This is a genomic window from Pyxidicoccus sp. M15 (assembly GCF_056858435.1).
The window spans coordinates 2,298,704-2,310,496 of sequence record NZ_CM166495.1; the positions used below are offsets into that span (position 1 = coordinate 2,298,704).

General features: G+C 69.8%; 11 protein-coding genes. 6 read left to right on the top strand and 5 right to left on the bottom strand.

Translation table 11 applies throughout. The annotated features are described in order from the left end of the window. Positions 1-40: 40 nt before the first annotated feature. Positions 41-784, bottom strand: coding sequence for an energy transducer TonB (locus ACX9TP_RS09165; protein WP_482979352.1), 744 nt, complete (start codon positions 782-784; stop codon positions 41-43). A 227-nt stretch (positions 785-1,011) separates the two neighbouring features. Here ACX9TP_RS09165 and ACX9TP_RS09170 point away from each other — a divergent pair, with 227 nt between their 5' ends. The 4 genes from ACX9TP_RS09170 (at position 1,012) to ACX9TP_RS09185 (ending at position 7,659) form a co-directional block, all read left to right on the top strand. Continuing rightward, positions 1,012-4,224 (top strand): TonB-dependent receptor, encoded by a 3,213-nt coding sequence (locus ACX9TP_RS09170; protein ID WP_482979353.1) that lies wholly within the window; start codon positions 1,012-1,014, stop codon positions 4,222-4,224. Between the two features lie 30 nt (positions 4,225-4,254). After that, complete coding sequence (locus tag ACX9TP_RS09175) at positions 4,255-4,965, top strand: hypothetical protein (protein ID WP_482979354.1); 711 nt, start codon at positions 4,255-4,257, stop codon at positions 4,963-4,965. A gap of 119 nt (positions 4,966-5,084) precedes the next feature. Next, positions 5,085-6,647 (top strand): radical SAM protein, encoded by a 1,563-nt coding sequence (locus ACX9TP_RS09180; RefSeq protein ID WP_482979355.1) that lies wholly within the window; start codon positions 5,085-5,087, stop codon positions 6,645-6,647. 94 nt (positions 6,648-6,741) lie between these two features. Further along, positions 6,742-7,659, top strand: coding sequence for a hypothetical protein (locus ACX9TP_RS09185; RefSeq protein WP_482979356.1), 918 nt, complete (start codon positions 6,742-6,744; stop codon positions 7,657-7,659). A gap of 307 nt (positions 7,660-7,966) precedes the next feature. On the opposite strand, the gene ACX9TP_RS09190 is transcribed toward ACX9TP_RS09185, so the two are convergent. Then, complete coding sequence (locus tag ACX9TP_RS09190; protein WP_482979357.1) at positions 7,967-8,593, bottom strand: hypothetical protein; 627 nt, start codon at positions 8,591-8,593, stop codon at positions 7,967-7,969. Positions 8,594-8,602: 9 nt separating this feature from the next. Beyond that, positions 8,603-9,157, bottom strand: coding sequence for a DUF4920 domain-containing protein (locus ACX9TP_RS09195; RefSeq protein WP_482979358.1), 555 nt, complete (start codon positions 9,155-9,157; stop codon positions 8,603-8,605). Positions 9,158-9,246: 89 nt separating this feature from the next. Between ACX9TP_RS09195 and ACX9TP_RS09200 the strand changes: the two genes are divergently transcribed. Then, the gene (locus ACX9TP_RS09200; RefSeq protein WP_482979359.1) at positions 9,247-9,678 is read left to right on the top strand and encodes a DUF2752 domain-containing protein; all 432 of its coding nucleotides are present in this window, start codon (positions 9,247-9,249) and stop codon (positions 9,676-9,678) included. A 9-nt stretch (positions 9,679-9,687) separates the two neighbouring features. After that, the gene (gene plsY / locus ACX9TP_RS09205; protein ID WP_482979360.1) at positions 9,688-10,266 is read left to right on the top strand and encodes a glycerol-3-phosphate 1-O-acyltransferase PlsY; all 579 of its coding nucleotides are present in this window, start codon (positions 9,688-9,690) and stop codon (positions 10,264-10,266) included. Here plsY and ACX9TP_RS09210 read toward each other — a convergent pair. Next, on the bottom strand, positions 10,183-11,424 hold the full coding sequence (locus ACX9TP_RS09210; protein ID WP_482979361.1) for a THUMP domain-containing class I SAM-dependent RNA methyltransferase: 1,242 nt from the start codon (positions 11,422-11,424) through the stop codon (positions 10,183-10,185). The two genes, plsY and ACX9TP_RS09210, sit on opposite strands and share 84 nt — an antisense overlap. A gap of 51 nt (positions 11,425-11,475) precedes the next feature. Next, the gene (locus ACX9TP_RS09215) at positions 11,476-11,760 is read right to left on the bottom strand and encodes an antibiotic biosynthesis monooxygenase family protein (RefSeq protein ID WP_482979362.1); all 285 of its coding nucleotides are present in this window, start codon (positions 11,758-11,760) and stop codon (positions 11,476-11,478) included. Positions 11,761-11,793 lie beyond the last annotated feature (33 nt).

Here is an 11,793-nt window from a genome sequence, read left to right on the forward strand (position 1 = left end):
CGCGGGGTAGTCTGCGGTGCTTCGGTACGGCGTGCCTGGATCAGCGCGGCAGCTTGAAGTTCAGCGTGAAGGTGTAGTCCACCTGGACCGGGCGACCCTGGAAGGTGACCGGCTTGTAACGTGACGACATCAGGGCGTCCATGACGGCCTTGTCCATGTGGGGCAGGGGCTTGATGATCCGGCAGCGCTCCACACGACCTTCCACCGTGACGACGCACTTGACGATCATGGTGCCCGCCACGCGGGCTTCCAGGGCTTCGCGCGTATACTCCGGCTGAGGACCGGAGATCTTCTCCGGGCGCGTCATGCCGGCGCCGAAGGGGAGCACGTCCGTGCCCGTACCACCCAGCTGACCGCCCACCACACCACCAATCACACCGCCGACCACGCCACCCACCACACCCCCGGCGACGCCGCCCTCGACCCCGCCCTCGACCTCTTCCTCGGTGGCCTCTTCCTGGGGCTCCTCGGTCGGCTCGGCCTCCTGGGGAACCTCCTTCGGGACCTCCTTCGGCTGGACGATCTGGTCCGGCTTCTTGGGCTTCTTCTGCTGCGTCTTCGGCTTGGAGGACGACGCAGGAGGAGGCGGCGGGGGAGGCGGAGGCGGAGGGGCCATGGTGGCCTTCAGCGTGACCTCGATCTCCTTCTCCTCGACGGGCGGCGGCCGCGTCGACAGCCAGAGCGCGAGGCCGAAGAGCCCCACATGGAGGATGACCGAGATGGTGGCCCCAATGCCGAACTTGGGCTTGGGCCCCTGACCACGGTCAAGGACTGAATCGAACATGAACTAGACTCCTCTAACCAGTGGACACCGACACGCCCTGCCGGGTGAAAGGGCGCGTCACCATACAGAAACCGGTTCCGGGTTCAAGCAAGCGTGTCAAAGGCTTCCGACCTGATCGCGCAATTGCCCCACTGGTCACCAAAAAGCAACGGTCTATTGACAACTGCCCGACCTCGGATATTTTCCCGAGTCATTTTCGGTTGCAGCCCACCTTGGAGGGGTATGGTATGCACTTGAACCGAGTGCTCCGGGAAACCGGAGTTGTCCTGGCCGCAGGTCTGCTTTACGGATCGGCGGCTTTCGCGCAGTCGAGCACGATGATCGGAACGATCATCGACGCTCAGAGCCGGCAGCCTGTTCCTGACGTCGTTGTCACCGCGACCTCGCCCAACCTTCAGGGTGAGCAGACCGTGGTTTCCGACGCACAGGGCAACTACCGTATTCCCCAGCTTCCGCCGGGTGTGTACACCCTGCGGTTCGAGAAGGAGCAGTTCCGGCCCTACGCCCGGGCCGATGTCCAGTTGCGCCTCAACCGCACCATCCGCGTGAACGTGGAGCTGCTCCCCGAGTCGCTCGGTGAGGTGGTGGAGATCACCGGTACCCCGCCGACGATCGACGTGGGCTCCACGACCACGGGCGTCAACGTGGATCAGGAGTTCATCAAGCGCATCGCGGTGGCCCGTCCGGGCGGCAAGGGCGGCGCGGCCCGCTCCTTCGAGTCGCTGGCCGAGCTGGCGCCTGGCGCCCAGAACGACAACTACGGCGTCTCGATCAACGGCGCGACCTCGCCTGAGAACGGCTACGTGGTGGACGGCCTGTCCACGAACGACCCGGCCTACGGCGTGAACGCCAGCCCGCTGTCCATCGAGTTCGTGCAGGACGTGAACATCATCACCGGCGGTTACATGCCGGAGTTCGGTCGCTCCACGGGCGGTGTGATCAACGCGGTGACCCGCTCGGGCTCGAACGAGTTCCACGGCTCCGTGTTCGCCAACTGGACCCCGGGCAGCTTCGAGGGTGAGCGCAAGCTGGTCCGCGAGGAAGGCACGGTCATCACCGGGCTCAACGAGCTGCAGAACCTCGGTGACTTCGGCGCCACCCTCGGCGGTCCCATCCTCAAGGACAAGCTGTGGTTCTTCGCCGGCTTCGCGCCGTCGTTCACGCGCTACCAGCACACGCGTTCGCTCAACGCCCTGCAGATCGACACGGCGACGAACGACTACGCGAAGGACGAGAACGGCTTCACGATCGCCAATCTCATCCCCGGCTCGGAGCGTCAGTACTACGCTGACTCCCGTTCCGTGCAGTTCATGGGCAAGCTGACGTACCTGCTCAACCAGGATCACAACGTCTCCTTCGCCCTCAACGGCACCCCGTCCTCGACGGGTGGCGCGGGCAAGCTGGCGCTGGATCCCCGCACGGGCCTGCTGCCGGGCGCCCTGACGTCGCGTCCGGGTGACTTCGGTCTCACCGAGTCCAACAACAACACCACGTCGCTCGGCCTGAAGTACGCCGGCGCGTTCATGGACAAGAAGGTCCTGGTCGACGCCAACCTCGGTTGGTTCCACCAGACCGCCTCCACCCTGCCTGCGGACGGCAGCAAGCTGGGCAGCGCTGATGGCCTGGCGGGCTACTCCCGCATGAACTACACCCGCGTGCGCCCGCTGACGGCGTTCGAGGGCCTGCCCGCCGGGCAGGAGGGTGCCTGCGACCCGTACTCCTACACGGACGCGGACGGTCCGCACACGCTGCAGCGCTGCCCGGTCACCGGTTACGCGGTGGGCGGCCCCGGCTTCATGAGCGACGCGAAGCTGGACCGCTACCAGGCCAACGCGAAGGCCACCTACCTGCTGAACGCCATCGGCACCCACGTGCTGAAGGCTGGCGTGGACACCGAGTTCCTGGTGTACGACCAGACGAAGGCGTACGGCGGCGGCGTGTTCTACCAGGAGGCCGGTGTTGGCCGCCTCAGCGACTTCCGTCGCTACGGCTACCAGACGGGCCCTGACACGCCCATCACCCAGCTGACCCAGCAGTCGAAGTCCACCGGCACCACGGTGGGCGGCTTCGTGCAGGACTCCTGGTCCATCGCGAACCGCGTCACGCTGAACCTCGGCGTGCGCTACGACGTGCAGGCCATGTACGGCGGCAACGGCGACCTCGCCCTCATCCTGGGCAACCAGTGGTCGCCCCGCGTGGGCGCCATCCTCGACCCGTTCGCCAACGGCCGCGCCAAGTTCTTCGTGAACTTCGCTCGGTACTACGAGGCCGTTCCGCTCAACCTGCTCGACCGCAGCTTCCCGCCCGAGCGCCGCATCGGCGCGACCCGCCGCATGGCGGACCCCGGCAGCGGAGCGGCGGGGTGCGACCCGACCAGCCTGGAGAGCCAGCGCACGGCCTGCCAGTCCACGGACAACGTCATCCCCATCGCGGAGACCAGCCGCAATCCGAACCGCCTGTACACGGGTGGCAAGACGGAGAGCACGCCGGTCGACCCGGACATCACCCCGCAGTCCTCCGACGAAGTCGTCGTGGGCGGCGAGTACGAGGTCCTGGCCAACACCCGCGTGGGCGCCAGCTACACGCACCGCGACATGAACGCGGTCATCGAGGACATGAGCCGCGACGACGGCAACACGTACTTCCTCGGTAACCCGGGCTCGGGCTTCGCCAAGGAGTTCCCGAAGCCGGTGCGTAACTACGACGCCGTCACCGTCTACATGAACCGCACCTTCGCGGACGGGTGGCTCGCCCAGGCCAACTACACTTGGTCGCGCCTGAACGGTAACTACCCCGGTCTGTTCCGCCCGGAGACGGCGCAGCTCGATCCGAACATCCTCTCGGACTTCGACCTCGTCAGCCTCCTCGAGAACCGCACGGGTCTGCTGCCCTTCGACCGCACGCACGCCATCAAGGTGTTCGGCGCGAAGGAGTTCAACGTCACCAGCGCGCTGTCCGCGAGCATCGGTCTGTCCTACCGCGGTAACTCGGGTACGCCGATCAACTACTTCGGCGCGCATGCCGCTTACGGCACGGACGAGGCCTTCGTCCTTCCCCGTGGCGCCGGTGGCCGTACGCCGTGGATCAACACCATCGACTCCAACATCGGTGTGAACTACCGCGTCAGCAAGGACAGCGTCGTCTCCTTCACCCTGGACGTGTTCAACCTCTTCAACTTCCAGGGCGTTGACCTCGTGGACCAGACCTACACCACCCTCTTCGCGAAGCCGATTCCGAACGGCAAGCCGGGCGACATCCAGAACCCGGTGGGCGCGGTGGAGTGGCAGGAGGGTGGCGAGCGCGAGGACGACCCGGCCACCGCGGACGTCGACGAGTCGCTGTTCGGCACCGTGGACGGCGACGTGAACAAGAACTTCAAGAACCCCACCCGCTACCAGCCGCCCCGTCAGGTGCGCTTCGGTATCCGGTACACGTTCTAATCCCAAGCCATCCACGGAACCCCAAGTCACATGACCAAGAACCTCTTCAAGACTGCGCTGGTCGTTGGCAGCGTGGGCAGCCTGATGTCGGGCTGCGACTTCGAGCAGCCGGAGGCCGGCTGCTTCGTCCAGGACTCGCCCAGCTGGTCGATGAAGTACGACCTGGTGGACGAGCCCAAGCTGGCGGACGGCGTCACGGACTGCGCCGCGGTGCCTCCCGAGGCCGAGCCGGTGGGCGTGTTCAAGTTCGTCGACCCTGACCGTCCGCAGGACTCCGTCCTGACCCTGCGGCCGGCGGGCCTCGCGTCCCGCGCACTGCGGGACTCGGAAGCCTCCTCGCGCCAGACGGCGACGGGCAAGTTCGCCTACGAGGCGGATGCGAACGACTTCTGCGCGGCGCCGGAGTTCTCCGTCGCCACCGTGAAGGCCGCCGCAACCGACACGGCGACGGCGACCGAGATCACCTACGAGTTCAGCAACGTCCGGGTGTACTCGGCTCCGAGCGCCCCCGGCACGCAGCTGACCGGTGAGCTGAAGTACACGCAGGACGGGTGCACCTCGACCTACGTCGTCCGCGCCGTGTGGCCGGCCGTGGGTTGTGACCCCGAGTCGGACGTGCCTGCGGAGAACTGCGGTCTGGGCTCCGGCCTGAACCCGGACTTCGCGATGACGTGCGCGCCCGTCGCGCACATCTGCGTCCCGTCGAAGGCCATTCCTTCGTTCGTCGACTCCGCGGAGTAATCCTCAGCTGAGCCGAGCCACCTTCGGGTGGCGCAACGCGGCCCCGGCAGCCCTCCCCCACGTGGGAGTGGCGACCGGGGCCGCGGTGTTTACACAGCTGTACCTTTGCTGGAGGCGCATTGGAGGGTCGTTACTCACTGATTGAGCACGTCAGCTCGCTGCTGGCGGACGAGCAGGGCACGCTCTACAAGGCGGCGCCCTACCGGGTGGCCCTCTGCTATCCCAGCCCCTACCACGTGGGCATGAGCTCGCTCGGCTACCAGGCCATCTACCGGGAGGTGCATGAGCACCCCGGGGCCACCGCCGAGCGCGTCTTCCTTCCGGACGACGTGGAGGCCTTCAAGCGCACGCGCACTCCGCTGTTCACCTGGGAGTCGCAGAACCCCGTCTCCAGCTTCGACATGCTGGCCTTCTCCGTGGCCTATGAGCTGGAGGTGACGGGCCTCTTCTCGCTGCTGGAGCTGGCGGGCCTGCCCCTGCTGGCCGAGGAGCGCCGCGAGGGCCGCTACCCGCTGGTGGTGGCCGGCGGCCCGCTGACATTCTCCAATCCCGACCCGCTCGAGCCCTTCGTGGACGTGCTCGTCCAGGGGGAGGCCGAGGACCTCATCCACGTCCTGGTGGACGCGGCGGCCTCCATCGACGACCGGGACGCGCTGCTGGCGCACCTGGCGCGCATCCCCGGCTTCCGGGTGCCCGGGCGCGGTGGGGCGCGGTACTACGTCGCCAAGGCGACGGACGCCCGGCTGCCCGCCCGCACGCAGATTGTCACGCCCCACACCGAGCTGCGCTCCATGTTCCTCATCGAGCCGGAGCGGGGCTGCTCCCGGGGCTGCCATTACTGCGTCATGCGGCGCACCACCAACGGGGGCATGCGGACGGTGCCGCCGGAGCGCGTGCTGTCCCTCATCCCGGAGACGGCGAAGCGGGTGGGGCTCGTGGGCGCCGCGGTGACGGACCACCCGCGCATCGTGGAGTTGCTGCGCACCATCGTCGACTCGGGCCGCGAGGTGGGCGTGTCCTCGCTGCGGGCGGACCGCCTGACGCAGGAGCTGGTGGATCAGCTCCGGCGCGGCGGGGCCACCAACCTCACGGTGGCGGCGGACGGGGCCTCGCAGCGGATGCGGGACCTGGTGGACCGCAAGCACTCGGAAGAGCAGATTGTCCGGGCCGCCACCTTCGCCAAGACGGCGGGGATGAAGCAGCTCAAGGTCTACAACGTGGTGGGCCTGCCCTTCGAGGGCGACGAGGACATCGACGAGCTGATCCGCTTCACCACGGAGCTGTCGCGCATCCTCCCGGTGGCGCTGGGGGTGGCTCCCTTCGTGGCCAAGCGGAACACGCCACTGGACGGGGCGCCCTTCGCGGGCATCCGCGAGGTGGAGAACCGGCTGGAGCGCCTGCGCAAGGGCCTGCGGGGGCGCGCCGAGGTGCGTCCCACCTCCGCGCGCTGGGCGTGGGTGGAGTACATGCTCGCCCAGTGTGGCCCGGAGGGTGGGCTGGCGGCCATGGACGCCTGGCGCGCCGGGGGCAGCTTCGCGGCCTGGAAGCGTGCCTTCGAGGCGCGGGGCTGCGAGCCGTACCTCGCCCGCCGGGTGGAGGACGGCCGGCGCAACCCGGTGGTGTGGCCCACCGTCCCCAAGGTGGCGCCCCCGGAAGTCGCCCCGCCGGCGTCCGCCGCCTGACGGGGAAGGCGACGTGGGCGGTGCACGGCCGCCCCGAGTTCCGCTAGAAGACCGCTGGCGCCGATGGCCGGCGTCCAGGGCAGCGGAGAACCGTGTGAGCACGCAGCGTGTGGACAAGGCGTGGCAGCAGAAGGGCCTGAAGGAGTACTCGACGGAGGCCCTGCTGGGGACGCTCGGCCACTACGGGCTTCCCGTGGGCGAGGAGGACTTCCGCAAGCTGGCGGAGACGACCTTCCCCCTGGGAATCGCCCAGGAGTGGAGGCCGAAGTGGAAGGGCACCGGCCCCTTCAAGGACTTCGTGGTGGCGGCGGCCGTGGAGCTGTGGCGCCGCTGGCTGCCGGACCGGGTGGCGCCCATGGAGCTGGCGGACACCCTCACCGGCCTCATGCACGCGTGCGCGCTGCTGCTGGACGGCAAGCAGGACGCGCCGGTGGCGGAGGCCTTCGAGAAGATGAATGGCCTGCGCTCGCGCATGCCGCTGGATGAGCGTGGCGCCCCGCAGGAGCGCTTCATGCGCGAGGCGCTCGCGCCCTTCACGGAGAAGCAGGCCGAGGTGTTCGACAGCCTCGCCGAGGCGCTCGCGTCCGCGGGCCACGCCGGCCACGCCGAGTCCTTCGCCGACGTGGAGGAGTTCCTCCTGCCGGACCGCAAGGGCATCTCCCGCGCCATGGTCCGCGCCGCGCGCGGCGAGCTGGACGGCGCCACGGACGACCTGGTGAAGCTCACCGAGGACACCGCGCGCAGCCCCATTGCCCGGCTGCTCGCCGTGGACGGCCTCATCCACGTGAAGGCCCACGGCCGCGCGGCCGCGGCGGCCCGCACGCTGCTGGAGTCGGCGGAGCAGGGTGGGGACTTGCACCTGGCGCTGGACCTCGTCCCGCGCCTGGAGCACATCTACAAGGCGCAGAACGACCGCGAGTCGCTCCTGGACCTGATGCGCATCTCCGAGCGCCTCGAGACGGCCCACGACAAGATTCACCCCGGCCACCGGCGTCACCGCCACGGCCGCTGAGGGACGCGAAGCAACCGGCGCGGTGGGTGGAACCGACAAGGGACTGCCGACCGCCCCGGATGAGTGCCGCGCGCACGCACTGCTTCAGGCAGCCCTGCGTGTGCGCGAAAGGCCGCGCTGGAGTCCGCCCCTGCGCTGGCCCGGTCCGTCCGGGCCGCTTCCTCAAGCCCGGTGCGCTTCAGCCCGGCCCGTCCGGGCCGCTCCCGCGAGCCCGGTGCGCCTCAGCCCGGCCCGTCCGGGCCGCTCCTTCAAGCCCGGTGCGCCTCAGCCTGGCCCGTCCGGGCCGCTCCCGCGAGCCCGGTGTGCCTCAGCCCAGCCCGTCCGGGCCTCCGGCCTCATCCTTGGGCGCGGCGGCAGCGGCGGGCGGCGGAGCCTCCAGCCCCTCCAGCCCGGCCGCGACGCCTTCCTCCTGCGCCGCGGCGCCGGCGGTGCGCTTCAGCGGCACGCGCAGGACGCCGGGCACGCCTTCGGACACGTCGCGCACGGACACCACCGCGCCCACCGTCGTGTAGCGGATGGCGCCCGTCTGGGTGAAGGCGTGCTTGAGCGGGTACTCCTTCGCGCGGGGGAGGAACCACTCGCGCGTGGCCTGCATCGGCAGCACGTGCAGCTCGCCCTGCGAGAGGAAGACGTACACCAGCAGGTCCGCGCCGCTGTAGAGGAAGCAGCCCGGGGTGTCCTTCTCCAGGTTGGACACCAATTCGAAGAAGTAGCGGCGGCGGGTGGCGTTGCGGTCGCCCTTCACCTCGATGCCGCGCACCTCTCCCGAAGGCAGCTCCCAGAGGAGGTCCACCCCGCGGTGCTGGAAGCGCGGGTCCGCCTGCACGTCGTGCACGCGGGAGTCCGGCTCCATCTCCAGGAGCCACTTGCGGGCGTGCTGGACGGCGCGGTCCGCCGCGCCCTGCACGCCCCGCATGCTGAAGCTTCGCGCCATGTCGTCAGGTCAGCGGCGCAGCTCGACGCCGGTGGCCACCAGCTGCACCTCGCGCGGCTTGCCGTCCGCGCCGCGGGGGACGGTGGCGCCCTCGGACTCGTAGTGCTGCGCGTGGCTGTCGCTCAGCTCGGCGACCTTCACCACGCCCTCGACGCGCGCCTTCGAGCCGGCCGAGTCCAGCGGGACGAAGAAGCCGTAGTCCTTGAACGTCACCCGCACGCCCGGGCTCTTGTCCTTCGCGTCCGACGCCAGCTCCATCCAGCAGCCCTTGCGCTCGCACGCCTTGCGCACGGTGCCCTCCACCAGGACCGTCTTCCCGTCGTGCGCCTGGGGCTTCGCCAGCACGTCCGCCAGCTTCATCGCCTGGGTGCCCTTGATGGGCTCGCCCCGGGTGAGCTTCCAGCCGTCCTGGGAGGCGGGCGCGGCGGCCGGGGCCTCGACCTTGGCGGGGTGGTGACAGTCGCCCTCGGCGGCCTTCGGGGCCTTGGCGGGCGTCTTGTCGGCCGCGAGCGAAACCAGGGGAACGGCGACCAGCAGCATCAGGGACGTGCGGAGCGAGTTCATGGGCCGTACGCTTAGCCAGAAGTCCTTGCTCCGGCAAGCCGGCGCTCGTACTAGAGTCCACCCGTCCCGCACTGTCCGGTGAGGCGCGCATGAAGGTCCTCATCCCCCCTCGCAACCGCCGCTTCGGCACCGTGGATGCCCTGGGCATCGCCGGCATCGTCGGGCTGCTGGTGGCCCGCTACATCCCGGTGGCGCAAATCATCCCCTTCTGGGGCTGTGTGCTGCGCGAGCGGACGGGCTGGCCCTGCCTCGGCTGCGGGCTGACGCGGGTGGCGGACCGGGTGTCGCACTTCAACTTCGTCGGCGCCTGGGAGGCCAACCCCCTCGGGACGGTGGCCGCCGTCCTGTTCGCCCTGGCGGCGGTGGCCATGGTGCTGCACCTCGTCTTCGCCATGCCCATCCCGGAGGTCCAGCTCTCCCCCCGGGAGTGGAACGTGGTGCGGGTGGCGCTGCCCCTGTTGCTCCTCGTCAATTACGCCTACGTGGTGGTGAAGACGCGCTTCCCCCACCTGCTGCTATAGCCTCCCTTCGTGCCATACGCGCTCGTCGTGCTGGGCTACCTCGCCGGCTCCATCCCCTTCGGTGTGCTGCTGACGCGGTGGCTGCGTGGCGTGGACGTGCGCCAGAAGGGCAGCGGCAACATCGGCGCCACCAACGTCACCCGCGTGGCGGGCAAGAAGCTGGGCGCCGTGGTGCTGCTGCTGGACGCCCTCAAGGGCGCGCTCCCCGTGGCACTGGCGCTGCGGCTGGTGCCGGGACAGCCCATGGTGCACGTGCTGGTGGGCCTGTCCGCGGTGCTCGGGCACGTCTACCCGGTGTGGCTGAAGCTGCACGGCGGCAAGGGCGTGGCCACCGCGCTGGGCGTGCTGGTGGTGCTGGTGCCCGTCGCGGCGCTGGCCGGCGCGGTGGTGTACGCGCTCATCCTCGCGGTGTGGCGCGTCAGCTCGCTCGGCTCGCTGGCCGCGGGGGCCACGGCGGTGGGCACGTCGGCCATCACCGCCCGGGAGGTGGAGTACGCCGGCCTCTCAGCCGTTCTCTTCCTCCTCATGCTGTGGACGCACCGGGGCAACATCGACCGGCTCGTGCGGCGCACCGAGCGGCGCTTCTGAGCCGTCCCCCGCGGGGCCGCCCGAGGGCCGGTAGCCCAGCAGGGTGCAGGCGATGGGGCCGTTCCACATGTCCCGCTTCATGGACGGGCGGGCATGGAAGGCGCTCTCGAAGGCCGGGTTGCCGGAGAGCACCCAGATGCGCCAGCCCGGCACGCGGAGCGACTCGCCGAGCTTGTAATAGAAGCTCTTCATGCCCTTCTGCCCACCCGAGCCCAGCCGGTCTCCATAGGGCGGGTTGGTGATGAGCAGGCCGCCCGTGGCGGGCAGCGGCGGGAGCTTCGTCGCGTCGCCCTCGGCGAGCTGGATTTCCTCCGACAGCTTCGCCGCGCGCACGTTGCGGATGGCGGCATCCAGCGCCTCCGGGTCCTTGTCGAAGCCCAGCAGCGGCACCGTCACCTTTCGCTCGTTGCGCCGCGCGTCCGCGCGCAGGTCCGCGAGCAGCTCGCGCGCCCGCGTGCCCAATTCCGGCCAGCGCTCCACCGCGAAGTCGCGGTTGAGGCCCGGCGCCCGCTTGCGCGCGATGAGCCCCGCCTCGATGAGGAGCGTGCCGGAGCCGCACATCGGGTCCACCAGCGCCTCCTCGCCCGTGTAGCTCGCTGCGCGCAGCAGGGCCGCGGCCAGCGTTTCCTTGAGGGGCGCCGGGGTGGGGCGCACGCGGTAGCCGCGCCGGTGCAGGGGCTCGCCGCACAAGTCCAACGAGAGCGACAGCGTCTCGCGCGCCAGGTGCGCCACCACGCGCACGTCCGGGTCCCTCGTATTCACGTCCGGCCGGGCGCCCACCGCGTCGCGGATGCGGTCGACAATCGCGTCCTTCACCTTGAGGGCGACGAAGCCGGAGTGGCTGTGCTCGCTGTCCTTCAGCGTGGCATCCACCGCGAAGGTGGTGTCCGGGTTGAGGTGCTCCTCCCAGGGGATGCTCACGGCGGCTTCGTAGAGGCCTTCCGCGCCGTGGGCCTCGAAGGCGCCCAGCGGGTAGAGCACCCGCATGGCGATGCGGGACCAGAGGCACACCATCAGCGCCTCGTCGAGCGTGGCCATGAAGCGCACGCCGCCGCGGTCCTGGCGGATGCGGCGCGCGCCGAGCTCCTTCAATTCATCCGCGAGGAGGTCCTCGGTGCCGCGAGCGGCGGTGGCGTACAGGGCAATGCGTTCAGCCATGGGATACCGCCCATAGACGACGCGGGGCCCGTTGGGAACCGGCAACGCGCATCAAGTGCCCACCACCTCGTAGATGGCGAAGGTGGCGCCCTCCTGCTCGGCGCTGGCCTCCTTCGCCTTTCGGAAGTCCTCTGACTGGAAGTAGGCACGCATCGCCTCCCTGTCCCGCCAGCGCGTCACCAGCAGCAGCTCGGGTGAGCGCTCGAACGAGCGCAGCACCTCCAGGCCCAGGAAGCCCTCGTAGGCGTCCACGCGCCGGGTGCGCTCCTGGAAGCGGGCGACCAGGCGGTCCGCGTCCTCGGGCGCGGGGCGGAAGCGGGAGATGGCGACAATCATGGACACGCGTCTCTTCGCGAAAGAAGAAGGGGC